The sequence below is a fragment of the Calothrix sp. NIES-2098 genome (genome assembly GCF_963875125.1).
Classification (GTDB): domain Bacteria; phylum Cyanobacteriota; class Cyanobacteriia; order Cyanobacteriales; family Nostocaceae; genus Aulosira.
Window position 1 is genome coordinate 2,017,923 of sequence record NZ_CAWNKJ010000001.1, and the last position, 16,215, is coordinate 2,034,137.

The window sequence follows — 16,215 nt, forward strand, 5'->3', positions numbered from 1 at the left end:
GCGATGCTTGTGTTTTTTAAGTTAAAGAGCGATCGGGGAGAAGTAGGGGAGAAATGAGAATCAGATGAGAAGAAGATGAAAGAGCTAGTCAGTATCGCATCTCATTCTCAGTTTCTTAGAGGATAAGGTGGCTAAGTGCGATTGCCATAGAGTTTTTTAACTACTTTTTAGACAAATACACACACTTATATATTTATCTAGTAGTATATAAAGTAGAAAGAGTTCAAACAGAAGTTATGAGCAAAATTCGGGATGAAACAGATGGAATCAGGCTTTCCGCTTTGGAGGAGGATATCTTGACTCTCATGGGGACTCAAACAATGTATGGCCTTGAAATCCTGGATGGGTTAAATCAAGGTAGACCAATACCCATTGGATTTGGTAGTTTGTATCCCACATTGAACAGGCTAGAAAAAAAGGGACTAGTTTCCTGGCAATGGGGAAGCGATCAGGATGAAACGGGAGGTGCGCGTCGTAAATATTACATAGTAACTGGTTCCGGTCAGAGAGTGCTTCAAGAAGTACAAGACTATCGTTATCAATTAAGGATGCGTTCAATGACAGGTCAACCTGGTTTGGCAGGAGCGTGAGTCAATGCAAAATAATCTAAGCGAGTTGCAGGAGCAGGAGCAATTGCGGGCGCGGCTGGAGCAAGCGCAGTTGTGGGAGATGGAGCGGGCGCGAGAGCGGGTGCAGCTGGAGCGAGCGCGGGAGCGGGTGCAGCTAGAACAAGCGCAGCAGGAGCGAGAACGGGAGCGGGCGCGGCAGGCACAGATGGATCGAGAGCGGATGCAGCAGGTGCGGCTGAAGCGGCAGGCGCGGCAGGCACGAGAGCGGGAGCAAGCGCGGCAGGCGCGAGAGCGGGAGCAGGTGCGGCAGGCTCAAGAGCGAGAGCAGGTGCGGCAGGCTCAAGAGCGAGAGCAGGCGCAGCAGGCTCAAGAGCGAGAGCAGGTGCAGCAGGCTCAAGAGCGAGAGCGGCAAAAAAGCCATATAAAAGGTTTGCTATCTAAAATCCTTTTAGAAGAATGGCGTGGAGAACTAGAAGCTTTGCGCTATGGATGGCTTAAAGAAGGTAAACCTGAGCTTTGGATCAAAATTATGACGGGGTTTTGCTTGTTAGGGCTGCTCAAAGCCTACCTCCAAATCAAGGTAGAAAATCGATGGCTTCCCAAAAAAAGGCAAAGTTAAACAGAGCAATAGCCTTTGATTGACTGGTACTCAACCAAAGGCTATCAACAAAGTCGATTGATCAATTTTGGTTGACTGGTACTCAACCAAAGATTGCTAGCAAAACACAACCATTGGAGTTTGAATTGTGCTTAATTCCATTTTAAACGGATTAGTCTGTAGCTCAACCGAACCTGAGAATCCCAAAGAAGACTCTGCCAAGAAAAAGACCCCTTGGGATTGGCGAAAATTGATTGAGTTGGTGAAGGATGTAGGTTCTGTTGTGTCTGTTGTTATTTCTCTACTTAAAATTCTTCAGGATCTAGGTTTACTTTAATGAAGGTGGATCGCTCCCATTACTTCCCTGTCCCGCTTGTGGTTTTGGTGCATTGATGATGGGTGCGATCGCCTTTTTCCCTGAGATGATACCAATTTATACCAGATGGAAAAAGGAATGTGACAGATGAGTATGTTGTGTCCTTAGGATAAGCAAACAGTATTTGAACTGATATCAACTCTCTATTTCACTGTAAGCCCAACCTAATACTTCACTAATTTGCCCTGCCAGTTTTAAGGGACGAAAAGGCTTGGCAAAGATAGCGGCTACATCTAATCCAGTAAAGCAGTCTTGCTCTGACTCTTGAACTTTGGCAGTGAGTAAAATTACTGGGATTTGCTGAGTAACAGGATTAGCCTTTAATTTTTGCAAGGTGGCACGCCCATCCATATCAGGCATCATCATATCTAGCAGGATGACATCAACTTGTGAGTTGGCAGCTACATTCAACGCTTCCCGGCCAGAACAAGCCGTCAACACATTCCAACCAGCACCCAATTCTAATCCCAATTTGGCGATCGCCTGCACATCTTCTTCATCATCAACAATCAAGATATTTCTGCTCATGGTGCCATCCTTGCATGATATGTGATGCTGACTAGCTTGATTACCTAGAGCTATTCTAAAATGCAATCGGGGAGAAGTGGGGGAGATTGCAGCAGCGAGCAGTCGCTAATTAGAGACAGCTAAAGGTAAAAGTACATAAAAGGTGCTACCCTCCCCTAAAACGCTCTGAACCCAAATTTTACCGTTATGTTGCTGCACAATATTCCGACAAATCGCTAGTCCTAAACCTGTTCCGCCTTTGTTGCGGGAGTCGGATGCATCTACCTGCTGAAAGCGTTCAAAGATGATTTGTAGTTTATCTTCAGGAATTCCTCGCCCTTCATCTCGGATAGTAATCAAAAGGTAGCTGGGTGTATCTTGTTGAGACTCTACACCATGATTTTCTGAAAGTGTGGCACTTACCCAAACAGTATCCCCTGGTTCCGAAAATTTAATCGCGTTGCTTAGTAAGTTAGTGAAAGTTTGCATCAGGCGATCGGCATCTGCCCAAAGTTCAACTGTTAAGGGATTAACAATTAGTTTGACTTGGAGTTTATCTGCCATTGCTTGCATGGCTTCTGTTGCAGTAATCAGCAATTCAGTAGCGTTGCACCTGGCCATACGCATGAAGATTTTGCCCGATTTCATCCGTTCTAAATCGAGAATATCGTTCACCAAGCGAATTAAACGTTCAGTGTTATTGCTAGCAATACTCAGAACTTTTTGTCCCTGCGCGCTTAAAGTTCCCAGTTGTCCTGAACTTAATAAATCTAATGCTCCCATTGTGGAAGTTAAAGGTGTACGCAACTCATGACTGACTAAAGAGATAAACTCGTTTTCTAGGCGTTTGCGTTCGGTGATGTCATTAGCAATTAATAAAGCGCACGGTACTCCCGCTAGGTCAATTAATTCGATGGATAGCAAGATAGTCTTGATTTCGGCAGATTTGGTAGAAAATTCAAATTCCAGATTATACAGCGAACCGCTATCGGGTAAATTTTGAATTGTTTGGGCAATAGCTACTGTATTTTTACCTAAATCAAGTTCCTCAATGGTATGTGCAATTACCTCCTCTAAACAATAGCCACTCATTTTTAAGAAGCTGGGATTAACATCAAGAACCCGCGCTTCCGAAATTGTGGCGATCGCGATCGGGTTGGGACTAGAACGAAAAACTTTGGCAAACTTCTCTTCGGCTTTGGTGCGATTGCGAATTTCTTGCTGCAACTGCTGATTTTGCGCTTGGAGTTGCTTTTGCAGTTGGCGAATCGTCAAATGATTTTCAATTCTGGCTAAAACTTCTTCTAGTTGAAAAGGCTTTGTGATGTAATCCACCCCGCCAACGGCAAACGCCTTCACCTTATCCAACACATCACCCAAAGCGCTGATAAAAATTACCGGAATGTCACGGGTGCGATCGCTTGTCTTTAATTGTTGACAAACTTCATAACCATTCATCTCCGGCATATTTACATCCAACAAAATCAAATCGGGAGGAACTGCATTTGCTCCCCGCAACCCTGTCGAACCTTTAGTTACGCTGCGAACTTTATATCCCTGTTCGGTCAGCATGGCGGATAAAAGATTCAGATTTTCCGGTGTATCATCAATTACCAATATGTCTGCTTTCGGAGAGTTGGATAATTGTTTGGACATCGCAATATGAGCTTGAGCCAGAATAGGCTACGTAATTGTGAATAAAAATTTTAACGTTAATTTCCTAGCTTAATAATCCTTTATAGAAACTTCTTCATAACTTAATTGTCTCCCCCAGTTCTCCCCGATTGTTTTTTATTTTGAAAACATCAAGCCAAAAGTTTAATTCCTGACTAAAAGATTAAAAATAATATGACAAATCAACAAATATCTTCCCTACCAAAAACCGCCCGTCTTTTTGCTGCTTTAGGTTTAACTCTGAGTACTAGCTTGTTTGTTTACCCTAGCGCTAGTCAAGCGGGTAAAGGCGGTGCTATACCTGCTGAACTCCAAGGTGAGTGGCTTTATGGTCGAATTTCTTCTATCCAATACCAAGACCAAATTACAGGACAGTCAGCAGCACCTAATGGTTCTAGCGATCGCTTTATAGTTGCAGCAAATGGTAACTACCAGAGAAGAAGATTAATTCAAATCAATACCTATAATTGCGCGTCCAACCTCTTCATACAAGAGAAAGGTACAGTTAGCGTTGACGATCGCCAACTCACCTTCCAACCTACTGAAAGCTCATCTAAGGGACAAATTTGCAATTCTGGACGCACTTACACCGGAAATAATACAGCCAAGCCTGAAACCTACAAGTGGTCAATCGCTAAAAACGATTCTGGTCAAGATGTTCTCTTGCTTGAGACTGCTGATGGTCAGGGTCAGGCTCATTATGGACGGCCTCAGTAGCTCAGTGCAAGTTAAATTTTTCTCCCCTAGTTTTCCCCGATTGTTTCCTAATCTATAAAATATCGAACTGAGGTTATTCTATGATTCACCATATTTCTTTTGCTGTTAACAACCCTTACCACGTTGCTCAAGTTTTGGCAGAAATTTTAAAAGCAGAAGCTGTTCCCTTTCCTCCTCATCCAGGTAGCTATATGGTTATACCTTTTGATGAACATGGTACAGCTATTGAACTTTATCCTTCAGGTACTCAATTAGAACCTGGCGAAGGCGATGGACAATGCGCGTTTGTACAAAATGCTATTTCTCCTAAGTTCGTAGATATTCATGCAGCTATTTCTGTACCTGCTAGCCAAGAAGAGATTGAAAAAATTGGCGATCGTGAAGGTTGGCGCACTTTACGTTGTACTCGCGAAACATTTTTTGATGTTATTGAGTTCTGGGTAGAAAACAGACTGATGATTGAACTCTTAACACCAGAAATGGCAACTCAATACGTGAAATTTACAACTCACCCAGAAACTCGAAGAATCTTTACCGCAGAACCTGCCTTAGTAACCGCGTAAGTCTTGTTCGCAAGATTAGCACAGTTTTTATTTGAATAAATTGAAGCATTATATTTAACTTAAAACTTCTCCTTTTACCGATCAAGAGGAGAAGTATATTTATTTTTGCGTTTTATTTGCGAGGATGCGATCGCTTATCCTAACCTGCAACTCCATTCAACCAAGCAACCAAATCCTCTGCATTAGTAAAATCTAACAAAGCTTCCGCTAAATCTTCCAATTGGGTAGTTGGTAATTGGCGAATCTGTTCTTCTAATTTAGGTGTAAGCGTACCTACTTTCCGGTTAAGCAGACGCATAATTAGTTCCTGTTTTCCCTCTTGTCTTCCTGGTAATTGCCAACTAGTAACAATTTCCATAACTACCTCTTGTTTGGTTGGTTTTTAGTTTAACTAGTAATTATTTAAACAGATTTGAGGTCAGTTCTAAAATTTCATCAAAGCAGAAACTTCTGACTAAATTTGCTAATTTTTCTGCTAAACCAGAATGAGTTAGCGGAATTTGCTCAATTAATTGCAAAATTCTATCGGCATCAACTGCAATAGCTGCTTGGTTAAGTTCTGCTATCCATTCAGCAGGCATAATTGTAATTGCAGTACGAATATCTAAGACAGAATATTGAACATTGTCTAGTTTATTATCAGTTTTAATTTCGCTATTTTCTTCTGAGAAGATATAACTTAAGTGCAAATATTCAGCTATCTTTTCAAAAATTATTTGTTCGCGGAATGGTTTGCGAATCAAGTCGTCACAACCTGCCGCTAAAATACTTGCTTGTTGTTCTTCAAAAGCACTAGCAGTCAAAGCAATAATTACTGTACGGGATCTGTTATCTAAACTTCTCTCTCTAGCTCTAATTTCTTTAGTTGCATCGTAGCCATTCATTACAGGCATCCGCATATCCATCCAAATTAAGTGGGGTTGCCATTTTTGCCACATAGCGATCGCTTCTTGTCCATTACTAGCAGGCTCAACTTCAAAGCCAACACCACCAAGCAGTTGCATCATTAAATCGCGGTTCTCTTTGCGATCGTCAACTACGAGAATACGGTAAGTTGGTTGGTCTGCTGCTAGTTTGAGTACGCGCCCTCTACTCAACTTGGGTGTCACTTTTATTGGTGTGGCTAGATTAACTTGGATGTCAAAGCTAAAAGTAGATCCTTGCCCCAAAGTACTCTTAAGATGAATATCGCCCCCCAACAACCGCACAAACTGTCTGCTAATAGTTAGACCTAGACCTGTACCTTCTTTAGTTTGAATCCCACTAGTTGTCTGCACAAACGGCTGAAACAAATTATTCATTTCTGCTGCTGCTATCCCCCGTCCAGTGTCTTCTACTTCAAAGATTAGGGATTGGGCATGGGGCATAGATTTGTAGTTATTCTCCTTGTCCCCCTCATCCCCCTCATCCCCCAACCTCGCCCGCAGCGTCACTCCCCCGGTTTGGGTGAATTTGATGGCGTTACCCAAAAGGTTGATCAGAACTTGGCGGAGTTTACCCTCATCTGTTTGGACATAACGTGGCAGATCGGGAGCAATTTCAAACTTGAGGTACAACTGCTTTGTCTGCGCCCGTACCTGAAACATTTCTTGTAATGTTTGCAACATCAGGTAAAAGTCGAAGTCTTCAGGATTGAAAACGATGTGTCCGGCTTCAATTTTGGACATTTCTAGGACATCGTTAATCAGGTTAAGTAAGTGTTCTCCGCTACGGTTAATCGTAGCTAAAGATTCACGCTGGTTTGAGTTGAGACTAGTGTCGCGCTCCATCAACTGAGAAAAACCTAAGATGGCATTGAGAGGAGTACGGAGTTCGTGGCTCATGTTAGCTAAAAAAGCACTTTTGGCACGGTTGGCAGTTTCGGCGGCTTCTTTTGCTACTCTTAGGGCGGCTTCGGCTTGATGTCTCGCCCGACCGATCGCAATAATTTCACCTACCAATTTCAGCAGATTAATATCATCTTGGCTCCAGGTTTTGGAGAAGTGAATCATCGCTAAACCTACAAACCCAACTACTGTGCCAGCATGAAGCATGGGTACAGCTATTAAAGACTGAAACGACATACTCTCAAAAAGCTGTCGCTCAGGTAGATGCGGTGGTAAGTCTGCAACACTAGAGATTTGTCGATGCTTGCCACGGATAATCGGCTCATAGAAATAGGGAAAAGTCTCCACAGGAGAGCCTTTGGCAATATTTATCAATGGTGGAACACCTTGGCTACACCATTCATGGATGAGGTAGAACTCGCTTTGATCTTCAGAACATTCAAAGATGCAACTGTGTTCAGCATTAATAAATCGAGCGATCGCCTTGAGAGTAAAATTAATTGCTGTATCTACATCTTGGTCGATAAATTGGCGAGAAATACTGCTGAGTATACTTTCTAGTTGAGCGCGATGTTGCAGAGCTTGTTCTGCTTGCTTGCGATCGCTGATATCTGTAAACACAGAATCTAAACAGGATTCTTCGGCGTTGAGGCGAATTGATAATAATACCCAAACCACAGATCCATCGCAACGCCTCAGTGCGACTTCAAAATTGCGAACTTCGCCAGAGGCTTTTAACTCTGCTAACATCCGGGTGCGATCGTCGGGATTGACATACAATTCAGTTGTGAAATACTTGCCAATCAATTCATTAGCAGCAGCGAAACCTAAGATATCCGCACCGCGTTGATTTGCATCTACAATCAATCCATCTTGTTGACGAGTGCGGAAAATCCCGACTTGGGAATTTTCAAAGATGTTGCGGTATTTCATTTCACTCCGACGCAAGGCTTCTTCTGCTTGCTTGCGTTCTGTAATGTCCCGCCCTACACCTGCGATCGCAATTCCACCGTCAGGAGTGTTGATTGTGGAAGTGTTAAAGCTGAACCATCGCCAACTATTATTTTTATGTCTTAATCGCACCTCAATACCTGTCTGCTTCTCTCCAGCTATGGCTTTTTGTATACCTGCGGCGCTAATTGCTAAATCTTCAGGATAAGTAAATTCGGCTACAGAATGTCCCTCGATTTCTGGCAGGCTGTAGCCCATAATTGGCGTCACATTAGGCGAGTGGTAAGTAAAAATTCCCTCTGGGGAGATGGTAAAAATTAAGTCGTTGGCATTCTCTACAATAGTGCGGAACTTTAACTCACTTTCTTGCAAAGCCGCTTGGGCGCGTTTGCGTTCTGTGGCATCAGTGCCTACGGAAAGTATTTCGATTAAGTTGCCTTGCTCGTCTAAAATGGGTTTATTTGCCCAGACTATCCAAACGCGATCGCCATTTTTACACGAGTTTTCATTTTCGTTGAAAAGATAGTTTTCTGGGTACTGGCAAATATCAACCATTAAAGCCTGTAAGTCGCGCCCAGAAGTTTCAGTTTCGGGGACAATTGTCCCGACCACATTGCGTCCTATAATCTCTTGGGCATCAAAACCAAAAAGCTTTTGACCGTAGTCATTTAAATATATGATGTCACCGTGACTGTCCCAACGCAGAATGATGCAGTTAGCTGTTTGCACTAAATCACGATACTGGACTTCGCTTTGTCGCAAAGCTGCTTCAGTGCGTTTGCGATCGCTAATATCCCGCACTATGGCTAAGATGTGCCGTTTGCCATTGTAAATGCAAGTGGTTCCTTTAACTTCCACATCAATTAAACTGCCATCTTTGCAGACATCAACTGCTTGTCCATAAAATTGCCCCCCAGCTCTTGTTATTTCAACAAACTCATGAAAGACTTGATGGGAGCTTGGATGAATGTAAGCTGATGGATGCAAAGCAATAAATTCTTCGTAAGAATAACCATGCATCTGACAAGCAGCAGGATTGACTTCGGCAACTGTTTCGGTTTCTATTTCTGTAATAAATAGTCCATCATTGATCGCTTCAAAAATACTGCGGTATTGCAACTCGCTTTGTCGCAGTGCGGCTTCTGCTTTTTGGCGTTGAGTGACATCCCTAAAACTCCACACTCTACCAATAATTTGGTCTTTGATGCGCTGAGGACAAGAATATCTCTCAAATACTCTGCCATCTTGCAATTCTAAAAAGTCGTAACTATCTAACTCTGGTTGGGCGTATAATTCTCGAACTCGCTGCAAAAATCCTTCAGGATCTTTTAATTGGTTTGCCAAATACGCCAGCCGCTTTGAACGATCTGGTTCTGTCAAAAGCTCTGGTGGAATTGACCACATTTCCAAAAACTTTTGATTGTAACTGGTGATATTTCCTAAGCTATCGATCGCTAAGATACCGTCTTGAATCGATTCCAAGATAGCGCTCAACAAAGATAAGGAGTTTTCTAAAGCTATCTGGGTTTTTTGGCGGTCGCTAACATCGCGCCCTAAAACTACCAGTGCCTTGCGTCTACCATCTTGGTGAAATACAGGCACTTTAATCATATCGACTATGCTTAATGTACCATCAGGGCGAGGTACAACTTCTTCTACCCGATGTACAGATCCTTGTTGCCAAGCTTGTTCGTCTGTTTGGTGACAGTTGAGCAAAGTATCGTGATAAAAATCACTGAATTGCGCCAGTTCTGAGTCGGTTTTACCTTTAAAATCAACTCCTTGGATTTCTAAAAATTCCAGGTTAGCTTGGTTCGACTCTAACCATTTGCCTTCGCTGTCCTTTAAACAAATAATATCCGGTGTGGCGTTAATTAATGTGCGTAAGCGTTCTTCACTCTCTTGCAAAGATTTTTGAGCTTCTTGCGCCAGCGTAATATCCTGAATTACTAGTACAGCACAATCATCCTCATTCAGTCCCGCACGACTACCAGAGATTTGCAATACCAAGGAACGCTTACCTTGATGAAACTCATACTCGGTAGTTTCGTACTCTCCATTGTGGATCAGTACATCAGGGTAGGAGTTTAAAGCCACAGGTTTTCCTAATTGTAATAAGGGCAGTACTTCACTTAACTGCCAATTTGCGATCGCACTTTGGGGTCGGTTCAGCAGACACTCAAAGCTAGAATTGCACCATTGAACGCATCCGTCTTTCCCTACCCAGACTACAGCATCAGCGATCGCACCTAGCGTTACTTCCATCTTGGTAAGGGTTGCTTGCAATAGCTTAACCTGCTCTAGCTGTTCAGCACTCATTAGCGATTCCTTATTACCTGCGGGATAGCTACAAATACTAGCTTGGTATAGAGATTGTATCGTTAAATATAAAATGAGTGCGATTCGCCCTATATAAAAACACACTAACTTAATCCCAGACAATGCGATCGCCAACAGCCGAACACAAGTTTCTCGCCCATGAGTTTATTCATACTCTTCCACAAGGTACATATATAAGATGGACATCAATATCCAAATCGATCGCTTAATCTTAGAAGACATTAATATTAGCCCCAGTCAGCGCCGCCACCTCCAATCCACAGTTGAATCTGAACTATCTAGTTTATTTACTGCTAACGGCCTTCCCTCTCATCTCCACAACGGTGCTGCTTTCCCTAGCCTTCCATTAGGCAAAGTAGAGGTGACAAATACGACTGATACCACAGTTATGGGTCAACAAATTGCCCAACAAATCTACAGCCAACTAATTCAATAACCTAGATTTGTAATTTTTGTGAGAAATCTTAACTAGATAATTCAAAATATTTATTAATTCGGCTGGACAATTTCTCAGATAATTCCTGAAGATCTGTATATCAATCCTAAATTATTTGTGAAAAACCATAGCCTCGACTTATCTAAGAATTGGCGGATTTGAGCCTCTTGATTTTCACCAATCAAACTTGATTATTGAACCTGTACTTTATACATCTGGAACTTGTAACCATGATGACATTTATCTATCTACTGTTTGTATTGCCTTTCATCATTACTTTTATAATTGGCTTTTTCAGCTATAAACCTGAACCCGGTACAATTCCTGGGCAATCAGCAGAAACTAATGGCACAATAATTCCCGCCGAATTACTCCAGCAGTTACAAAAAGCAGGCTATATTGACGCGGATGGCAAACTCAAACTTCTCAATTTTGTGCTTGATTTTATGACTCATGGTAATAGTTGAGGAAACCTGTGGATTTTAAATAAAATTGCAAAAAAACATAACCCGCCTATGCGGGTTATTTTGTAACATCCAAGTACTTCTGGACTTTGTTTATTTAGTAGCGAATTGTATTAAGACTGTTGGTTTTGAGTTGCTTTCCACCCTGCAATAAATTGATTGCTCATCACCAATACCATTTCACTAAAACCCTGATACGTATAGATTTCACGTAAGGGCACGGCATTGTTCCCTACTGGCCTACTTGTATCATAATTAAAGTGAAACGCACTGAAATTCAAGATATAAATTTGCGAACAGTCTTGTTTTATTCGCTCAATTTTTTCTGCTGAATATTTGTTAAATCAATTGTTGTTGTCTGATTTTTGGCAGGTGTAATTAAATTAGCAGAATGATTTGCAGGTGCAGGTGGGATAACTTGGATCTTTGTTTTTTCTGATGGTAACTGTGAAATTTGACATTCTGCCCAATCTACTATTCCTTTTAGCAGGGACACTAAAAGATTTATTGTTTGTTGCAGAAGGTTTTGAGGACTTGTTTGTTCAGTTTCTAACTGTTGTCTTAATTTGTATCCACTCTTAAAGCCAAGATTCCATACCCAGATCGTAAATGCAATGAACAGCAGAACTAATAGAAAAATTAGCCTAGCTAACTGCTTAATTAATTGCCAGGTTTTGACAATAGCTCGTAGATAAATCTTGCCCGTGTCAGGCGCGGACAAAGTTTGCTTTAATTCAGAGGCTATGTCTTCGATGTATTCGAGGGCGCTCATAACTAACTGAATGTCTCCATCATCAATTTGCAGATTTCAGGAAGATTGCACAATATTTATAGATATTTAGCTCATCCTAAACTTTCACCTATGTGTTGAAATTGGCTTGTATATCTCGATGTGAGTGAGAAATTTAACTAATCGCGATCGCTCACCGATTCAAAAATAACAAGCGAGCAACAAAATCACAGCTTTCAAATATATTTTTTAACAGGGAATTGGGAAATCTGCAAAACTTAACTTAGCTTTAGCAATTATAAATTCCCTTATGTAACATCTCACACTTGAGATTAAATTGCAATGGCATCTGTTTTTACCAGTGATGAACTATCGTTAATTATTTAGTCAAAATGTTTACAAAACTAGGAAAAAGAATCCGAAAGCGGTAATTTATTTTAAAAAGGCTAGAAATACTAGAAAATAAGGGGTTTATTGATTTAAATTAAAATATCTATCTTTGGATAGATGCAAGTAATAAATTAAACTAAATTGTTCATAACAAATGTGTCAGTAAAGCAGTAACAACAGTAATTGCGGTAAGGATATACCAGATGACCGACATCAATAATTCCCGCGAACTGCTCAGTAATTTCCCCAAGCTAATCAAAGGAGCAATTATTGCTTTAAATCCTACTTCCAATGTGATTGTCAAGACCATTCCTTTCCAGTACAACCCAGAAACGTTGACACGGACTTTACAAGTACAGGCAAGTACTAGAGAGGGAGGCGATCGCACTGAAGCCCTCCGTTTAAAAGGAGCGCCTGTAGAGACAATCAAATTTGATGTGGAATTTGAGACAACTGGCCCCTTGTCAGGCGCAGCAGAAAAAGCTGCGGTGAGCGATGGTATTTACCCCCAACTATCTGCGTTGGAAACTCTGATTTATCCAGATAGCCAACAGGTAACGAAAAAGATGCAGCAAGCAGATAAAGGAACAGTGGAAATTGCTCCCTTAGAAGCTCCTTTGTCTTTGCTGGTTTGGGGAAAAAAAAGAGTTTTGCCCGTGCGTTTGACAGACTTTACCATTACAGAAGAAGCTTTTGACGTTAACCTCAATCCAATTCGTGCTAAGGTATCACTTAGCCTGCGCGTACTCAACTATGACGATCTGCCTTGGGATCAGCGAGGTTCCAAACTGTTCCTAGCGCACCATGAAGGAAAAGAGCGCCTAGCGCGCATCGGGAGTATCAACTATTCATCAGATATTACAGGGGTTGTGATTAATTAGATTCTCTTGTAAGTCATTATCGCTAAAACATTATGTTTGATTATACGAGCCGCTACTACAACTTAGAAACGGCAAAATTAACAATGCCTGACGATCGGATTGTTGCCTACGTAAAGCGTCGTTTTTTACCCCAAGGTAAAAATATGTTGCTGTTAGAAGAAATTTCCGTGACACAAGGCGATCGCTTAGACCAAATCACCGGACGTATCTTGGGAGATCCCCTGCAATTTTGGCGAGTGTGCGATGCCAACAATGCCATGAACCCCATTGATTTGACAGCAGAAATCGGTCAGAAAATCCGCGTACCGATACCGCAAGTGTAGGCAGGGGGCAGGGCGAGGAGAAGAGAGATGGGGGAGTGTGGGAAGGGTGGGGAGACAAGGGGGAAGCAAGTTGTATCACGATATTCGGGACATGGTATGAGGAGCAAAGAATGCTCGGTATTAACCTCACGTTATTAGTTGGGCCGCAAAAACCAGAGTTCGCACCGAGGATGCTGATAGATGCGATCGAGAGCATAGAAGTCACGCACACCGATCGAGGGCGTTCTGGCTTTCAGATTGTGTTTCAAGTCGGTCGTTCTCAAAAGATGGATTGGAAAGATTACCAATTAATCAACAATCCATTGATTCAGACCTTTAATCGGGTGATTATGACGATCTCAATAGGTGCGATCGCTCAGGTATTGGTGGATGGAATCATTACCAACCTGCAACTCACACCCAGTACGGAACCAGGGGAATCGACCTACACAATTACGGGTGAAGACATCAGCATCATGATGGATCTTGAGGAAAAATCCGTTGAACATCCAGAACAGGATGAAGCCTCGATCGTTGAGAAATTGATTGGCAATTATGCCAAATACGGTTTAGTCCCCAAGATTGTCAAACCATCACTGTTGGATAAACCACTCAAAAATGAACGCATCCCCGTACAGTTAGCCACTGACCTAGAGTATATCCAAGCGCTAGCAGAACGTTTTGGTTTTGTCTTTTATGTCACCCCAGGGCCGATATCAAATAAAAGTACAGCATACTGGGGGCCGCCACAGCGCCAAACCCAACCGCAAAAAGCTTTAACTGTGGATATGGATGCTGACACCAATGTGGAATCGATTAACTTTCAAAACAATGCTTTAGCCAGCACAACCATTAATGGGAGCGTACAAGACCGCAAAACCAATGTAATTCAACCAGTAGAACGTAGATCTAGCGATCGCCTCCCCGCTTTAGCTAATGAATCAGCACTCACAACTCAATCTCATGTTAGGTTACGGCAATTTCGAGAAACTGGACGCGATATCAACCAAGCCACTAGTCGAGCGCAAGCAATGATTAATCGCTCCATTGATGATGTTGTTACAGTCAACGGCGAATTGGACACTCTAATTTATGGTGGCTTACTGCAAATAGGAGGAACAATCGGACTGCGAGGGGCTGGTTACGACTATGACGGTTTGTATTACGTCAAACGTGTCACCCATAAGATCCGTGAAGGTGAATACAAGCAAAGTTTTACACTTACTCGTGAAGGATTAGGCTCAACAAAGCAAATATTGCAAATTTAGATGAATGCACGGGGGAAGAGGCAGGGAGCAGGGAGCAGGGGGAAATGAAGGAGTGTGGGGAGACAAGGGGGACAAATGACAATTGACTATTGATTCCAAGCTAATTAATTACGAATTACGAATTACGAATTAATCTTATGCGTCAATTTTTCGGTAAATACCGGGGCAAAGTAACTGCTAATAAAGATCCTTTATATTTGGGACGCATCCAAGTAACAGTACCAGCCATTTTTGGCGAGGGTCGCTTAAGTTGGGCTATGCCTTGTACTCCCTATGCTGGAAAAGATGTGGGTTTTTTTGCTATTCCCCCAATCAATGCGAATGTCTGGGTGGAATTTGAAGGTGGCGATCCAGATTATCCGATTTGGGCAGGTTGTTTCTGGGGGGAAAACGAACTACCGCAAAATGCTAAAGTTGATGACCCAGTTAAAGTGCAAGTCTTTAGAGTCGAGGGCATTACTCTGACTTTGAGTAACCTAGGCGATAACAAAGGAGTCACATTGGAAGTAGAAAACCCTGTGGTAGAGCGCAAGCTCAAAATGGTGTTTAACGCCGATGGTATTGAAATTAATAATAAAGATGAGACAACCGCTAAATGGATGGCAGATAAAATTGAACTGAAAAATCGTGCCAACTCCACCGTCACGATTACCGCAGATACAATTGAGCTTAAAGAAAGTGCTATTGAAATTAAATTAACTGCAAATAGTATTGACCTTACTTGCAATCCCGCTACTGTCAAACTTGCCACAGCATCGGGTATTGAAGTGAATAACAGTCCAGCAAATACTAAGTGGAGTAGCTCTGGTATTGCATCAACAACTGGCGTTCCTAAGGTCGAACTGACTCCAGCCGCCATTGAATTGAGTAACGCCGCAGCCAATGTCAAGCTTTCACCTGTTACTGTCAATGTCAACAATGGAGCCTTGGAGGTAATTTAATGCCTGGTTTTCTCCTCAACCTTAACAGTGTCGTTATCTGTAGCCACGGTGGACAGGCTAAACCAACGGTTCCCAATCCCAGAGTGAGAGTGATGGGAATGCCCGTTACTACCCTAGGGCCACCCTATGTAGTAGCTGGTTGTGCGAATCCGCCGCCACCAGTCAATGTCGGCCCTTGTGTAATTGGTAACTGGGTTTTAGCAGCTTTGCGAGTCAAAGTCATGGGCTTACCAGTGTTATTGCAGGATAGCCAGGCAATTTGTGTGCCTACGGGTACACCGCTAACGGTTGTATTGACGCAAATGCGCGTTAAAGGAATGTAATTATGGATATTGCTTATCCTTTTCGCATAGATGGCCAGGGGAGAGTCGCAGATGTGCCCTATGAACTCCATATCCGCCAGCTGATTGAGCAAGTATTGTTTACGATTCCTGGCGAACGAGTCAATCGGCCTGATTTTGGCTGTGGTTTGCAACAACTAATCTTTGAACCGAATAATGAAGAACTAGCTACAGCTAGCGAGTTTCTCATTCAAGGATCGCTCAAACAATGGTTAGGTGAGGCGATCCGCGTAGAAGCAGTAGATGTGGAAAATATCGATTCCACATTGCAGGTAACGATTCAGTACATACTCTTGCTGACAAAGCAACGGCAAATAGCACAAATTTCTCGTAGGGTTTGA

18 protein-coding genes are annotated in these 16,215 nt (G+C 42.4%); 13 read left to right on the forward strand and 5 right to left on the reverse strand.

The window, feature by feature from the left end; translation table 11 throughout:
* Positions 1–236: 236 nt before the first annotated feature.
* The 3 genes from AACU33_RS08390 to AACU33_RS08400 all read left to right on the forward strand — a co-directional run bounded on the left by AACU33_RS08390 (position 237) and on the right by AACU33_RS08400 (position 1,504).
* On the forward strand, positions 237–590 hold the full coding sequence (locus tag AACU33_RS08390; RefSeq protein ID WP_096588079.1) for a PadR family transcriptional regulator: 354 nt from the start codon (positions 237–239) through the stop codon (positions 588–590).
* 4 nt (positions 591–594) lie between these two features.
* Positions 595–1,188, forward strand: coding sequence for a hypothetical protein (locus tag AACU33_RS08395; RefSeq protein WP_096588080.1), 594 nt, complete (start codon positions 595–597; stop codon positions 1,186–1,188).
* Between the two features lie 127 nt (positions 1,189–1,315).
* A complete protein-coding gene (locus AACU33_RS08400; protein WP_096588081.1) occupies positions 1,316–1,504 on the forward strand; it encodes a hypothetical protein in 189 nt (62 codons plus the stop codon).
* A gap of 174 nt (positions 1,505–1,678) precedes the next feature.
* Here the strand turns inward: AACU33_RS08400 and AACU33_RS08405 are convergent, their stop codons facing one another.
* The gene (locus AACU33_RS08405; protein WP_096588082.1) at positions 1,679–2,071 is read right to left on the reverse strand and encodes a response regulator; all 393 of its coding nucleotides are present in this window, start codon (positions 2,069–2,071) and stop codon (positions 1,679–1,681) included.
* A 105-nt stretch (positions 2,072–2,176) separates the two neighbouring features.
* Positions 2,177–3,706 carry a hybrid sensor histidine kinase/response regulator gene (locus AACU33_RS08410; protein ID WP_096588083.1) on the reverse strand — a complete coding sequence of 510 codons (1,530 nt, stop codon included), beginning with the start codon at positions 3,704–3,706 and terminating at the stop codon, positions 2,177–2,179.
* A gap of 192 nt (positions 3,707–3,898) precedes the next feature.
* Here AACU33_RS08410 and AACU33_RS08415 point away from each other — a divergent pair, with 192 nt between their 5' ends.
* Entirely contained in the window at positions 3,899–4,441 is a 543-nt protein-coding gene (locus AACU33_RS08415) for a hypothetical protein (protein WP_096588084.1), read from the forward strand.
* A gap of 80 nt (positions 4,442–4,521) precedes the next feature.
* On the forward strand, positions 4,522–5,004 hold the full coding sequence (locus tag AACU33_RS08420) for a hypothetical protein (RefSeq protein ID WP_096588085.1): 483 nt from the start codon (positions 4,522–4,524) through the stop codon (positions 5,002–5,004).
* A 139-nt stretch (positions 5,005–5,143) separates the two neighbouring features.
* On the opposite strand, the gene AACU33_RS08425 is transcribed toward AACU33_RS08420, so the two are convergent.
* Positions 5,144–5,362 (reverse strand): DUF4351 domain-containing protein, encoded by a 219-nt coding sequence (locus AACU33_RS08425; RefSeq protein ID WP_096588086.1) that lies wholly within the window; start codon positions 5,360–5,362, stop codon positions 5,144–5,146.
* Between the two features lie 40 nt (positions 5,363–5,402).
* On the reverse strand, positions 5,403–10,100 hold the full coding sequence (locus AACU33_RS08430; RefSeq protein WP_096588087.1) for a PAS domain S-box protein: 4,698 nt from the start codon (positions 10,098–10,100) through the stop codon (positions 5,403–5,405).
* Between the two features lie 199 nt (positions 10,101–10,299).
* Here AACU33_RS08430 and AACU33_RS08435 point away from each other — a divergent pair, with 199 nt between their 5' ends.
* Positions 10,300–10,557, forward strand: a complete 258-nt coding sequence (locus AACU33_RS08435) for a hypothetical protein (RefSeq protein WP_096588088.1) — start codon at positions 10,300–10,302, stop codon at positions 10,555–10,557.
* Positions 10,558–10,787: 230 nt separating this feature from the next.
* On the forward strand, positions 10,788–11,024 hold the full coding sequence (locus tag AACU33_RS08440; protein WP_096588089.1) for a hypothetical protein: 237 nt from the start codon (positions 10,788–10,790) through the stop codon (positions 11,022–11,024).
* 304 nt (positions 11,025–11,328) lie between these two features.
* Here AACU33_RS08440 and AACU33_RS08445 read toward each other — a convergent pair whose 3' ends face one another.
* On the reverse strand, positions 11,329–11,793 hold the full coding sequence (locus tag AACU33_RS08445) for a hypothetical protein (protein WP_096588090.1): 465 nt from the start codon (positions 11,791–11,793) through the stop codon (positions 11,329–11,331).
* Between the two features lie 551 nt (positions 11,794–12,344).
* On the opposite strand from AACU33_RS08445, the gene AACU33_RS08450 reads away from it, so the two are divergent.
* The 6 genes from AACU33_RS08450 to AACU33_RS08475 all read left to right on the forward strand — a co-directional run bounded on the left by AACU33_RS08450 (position 12,345) and on the right by AACU33_RS08475 (position 16,215).
* A complete protein-coding gene (locus AACU33_RS08450; protein WP_096588091.1) occupies positions 12,345–13,022 on the forward strand; it encodes a CIS tube protein in 678 nt (225 codons plus the stop codon).
* A 32-nt stretch (positions 13,023–13,054) separates the two neighbouring features.
* Positions 13,055–13,345, forward strand: coding sequence for a hypothetical protein (locus AACU33_RS08455; RefSeq protein ID WP_096588092.1), 291 nt, complete (start codon positions 13,055–13,057; stop codon positions 13,343–13,345).
* A 110-nt stretch (positions 13,346–13,455) separates the two neighbouring features.
* Positions 13,456–14,592 carry a hypothetical protein gene (locus AACU33_RS08460; RefSeq protein ID WP_096588093.1) on the forward strand — a complete coding sequence of 379 codons (1,137 nt, stop codon included), beginning with the start codon at positions 13,456–13,458 and terminating at the stop codon, positions 14,590–14,592.
* A gap of 137 nt (positions 14,593–14,729) precedes the next feature.
* A complete protein-coding gene (locus AACU33_RS08465) occupies positions 14,730–15,533 on the forward strand; it encodes a phage baseplate assembly protein V (RefSeq protein ID WP_096588094.1) in 804 nt (267 codons plus the stop codon).
* The gene (locus tag AACU33_RS08470) at positions 15,533–15,856 is read left to right on the forward strand and encodes a hypothetical protein (RefSeq protein ID WP_096588095.1); all 324 of its coding nucleotides are present in this window, start codon (positions 15,533–15,535) and stop codon (positions 15,854–15,856) included. Before AACU33_RS08465 ends, AACU33_RS08470 begins: the two co-directional genes overlap by 1 nt.
* Before the next feature lie 2 nt (positions 15,857–15,858).
* Entirely contained in the window at positions 15,859–16,215 is a 357-nt protein-coding gene (locus tag AACU33_RS08475) for a GPW/gp25 family protein (protein WP_096588096.1), read from the forward strand.